Annotated in this window: 3 protein-coding genes and 1 riboswitch; of the genes, 1 reads left to right on the top strand and 2 read right to left on the bottom strand. The window is 54.7% G+C overall.

The features are described from left to right. Positions 1-415: solute-binding protein (locus GX108_07915; protein ID NLO56955.1), on the bottom strand; the 415-nt coding region annotated here is incomplete at its 3' end. An 83-nt stretch (positions 416-498) separates the two neighbouring features. Further along, positions 499-618: riboswitch (molybdenum cofactor riboswitch) on the bottom strand. 262 nt (positions 619-880) lie between these two features. Here GX108_07915 and GX108_07910 point away from each other — a divergent pair. Beyond that, on the top strand, positions 881-1,078 hold the full coding sequence (locus GX108_07910) for a hypothetical protein (protein NLO56954.1): 198 nt from the start codon (positions 881-883) through the stop codon (positions 1,076-1,078). A gap of 434 nt (positions 1,079-1,512) precedes the next feature. On the opposite strand, the gene GX108_07905 is transcribed toward GX108_07910, so the two are convergent. After that, positions 1,513-1,727 (bottom strand): HD domain-containing protein (locus GX108_07905; GenBank protein ID NLO56953.1); only part of this gene is annotated, 215 nt, incomplete at its 5' end.

Below are 1,727 nucleotides of genomic sequence, written 5' to 3'. Positions count from 1 at the left end.
CGAAGGGGGCTCCCTTGGTCGCTATAGAGATGAACGCCTCTTTGACAGTCTTGCCCTTGATCTTTGCAGGATCGGATGGGGGTCCTATTATTATGAAATCGTTGTACATGACCTCTCGACGGTTAACCCCGTAACCGTCCTGAACGAACTGCTTTTCCACGGCCGGGGCATGTACAAGAAGGACGTCGACATCGAGGTTTTTGCCCAATTCGAGAGCTTTCCCGGTCCCTACCGAAACCCACTGGAGTTCGATTCCCGTATCCTTGAGAAACTCCGGAGCCAGGTAATCGAGGAGCCCCGTATTATCAGTACTGGTCGTTGTGGCCATGCGCAATATCGGGGCGGAAAGAGCTGCTGAAACGGCGATTGAAAGAACAACGGTGGAAAAGAAAAGTATTCTCAGAAAGCGTTTCATCGGCATTACCTCCTGAAGTTGAATAGGAAAACCTTTCAGCGACAAAGAACCGTCTCCCCGCGTTGAGGGGAGACGGTTCTTGAGTTCGGCCTCTCCATCCTCCTTTCCAAACGCGGGAGGCGTCCCTGTTTCCGGGAACGCCCTTCGGCCCGCCGCCATGGGTGGATTCCTTTAGGCGGTAGGGCTCGGAGGTTTTATCATCGAAAATATACCATGTCCGGAAGAGAAGGTAAAGAGATGGAGTAGGCCCTTTTTGGGCATCAACGGTGAACGAGCGGGTCACGAGGCAAGACTTCCATGCCGGACTGAGGGAAGGCAACCGGTTGCTCGCTCGATGAAGGTGCTTCATGTCTCTAGGGCGTCCGAGAGGCATCCCCAGGTATCCAGGGTCGGGTACCGGGAGTTGGGAGGCATTCCAATTATGGGATCGCTCGAAAGATCCTCTAAAGAGGTTTCAATGGTCGGTTGAGTTTCAAGTTGAGAAACATGGGAAAAACCGCGGCACGTTTAGTGGATGCCCTCAGGCTCGCCGGACTGGTTTTCAGCCTTGCTTACCTGTCGACGATCATTTCCCATCCTGCAAAGGGATCTCACTGGCACCTTTCGAAGGAACAGCGAGCGGCGGCAGGCATCTCGGCCTTACAAGGCTTCCCGCCGGCATAGAGCCCAGGGAGATCATATCCTCCAGGCTCTGGGTTCGATCGGTCGAAAATGAGAGGCTTGGAGGGAGTTTTTCAATGAAAAGTGTGCTGATCACCTTTTTCGAAACCAGGCCGGCGGCCTTGTCGTGGAGGAGGCTCTTCCCGGCGTGGCGGAGATTTCAAGAATTCCCGGGGTTGGCGATTCTTTACGTTCACTGGTCCTGGAGGAGTCCCTTGTCCAGCGAAAATTCAGGCTGGATTTTCCCTTCTTCGACCCGGAAAACCTCCTGGCGTCACCTCATAACATCAACCTCTCGGAGGGTATCCTTACCGTGGCGGCGGGGATCGCTGAGAGGAACATCAAGGCTTTCCTGGAAGGGGAAGCGCAAAGGAGCGTCGCGGACAGGGAGGATTACCTGTTCCAGCAAAACCCGGACCGCTTCAAAGGCGTCACTTTTAATCTCCCCAAATTTCCCCCCTGTCGGCGACCTCGTAGAGGTAATCAAGGATCTTGGCGAAGAGGGGGTCGGTTTTGCGGGGCGGGTCTGTTCTGAGAAAGGTTCTCTCCCTGGAGATTCCGTTTTCCTTCCAGGATTTTCCGTTGGAGATGCAGTTCTGGGTGAAACCCTGCAGGTGGTCCAGCGCCTGGGCAAACCGGGATTCGGGGGTTT

The sequence above is a fragment of the Thermovirga sp. genome, assembly GCA_012523215.1.
Taxonomy (GTDB): Bacteria; Synergistota; Synergistia; order Synergistales; family Thermovirgaceae; genus 58-81.
This window is presented reverse-complemented; position numbering and strand designations above follow the sequence as displayed.